Source organism: Trinickia symbiotica (assembly GCF_003028655.1).
Lineage (GTDB): Bacteria > Pseudomonadota > Gammaproteobacteria > Burkholderiales > Burkholderiaceae > Trinickia > Trinickia symbiotica_A.
Window position 1 is genome coordinate 1 of the sequence record NZ_PYUC01000073.1, and the last position, 403, is coordinate 403.

At 60.0% G+C, this 403-nt stretch carries 1 protein-coding gene; it reads left to right on the top strand.

Features of this window, described 5'->3' with window-relative positions; genetic code table 11:
• Positions 1-5: 5 nt before the first annotated feature.
• A partial coding sequence (locus C9I57_RS32285; protein WP_308836384.1) for a ClpX C4-type zinc finger protein occupies positions 6-403 on the top strand: 398 nt, incomplete at its 3' end.

The window sequence follows — 403 nt, forward strand, 5'->3', positions numbered from 1 at the left end:
GCATTATGGCGCGCATAGGAGACGGTGGTGACCTGCTGAAGTGCTCGTTCTGCGGGAAGAGCCAAAAACAGGTCAAGAAGCTCATTGCCGGCCCCGGCGTGTACATCTGCGATGAGTGCATCGACCTGTGTAACGAGATCATCGAAGAGGAACTCGCCGACGCCGACGATGTGAAACTCGACGAGCTGCCCAAGCCGGCCGAGATCCGGGAGTTCCTCGAGGGCTACGTCATCGGGCAAGATACCGCCAAACGCACGCTGGCCGTGGCGGTGTACAACCACTACAAGCGGATCCAGGCCGGGGAGAAGGGCCGTGACTCCCGATGTGAGCCCGTTGAGTTGACCAAGTCGAACATCTTGATGCTCGGACCCACCGGTTGTGGCAAGACCTACCTGGCCCAGAC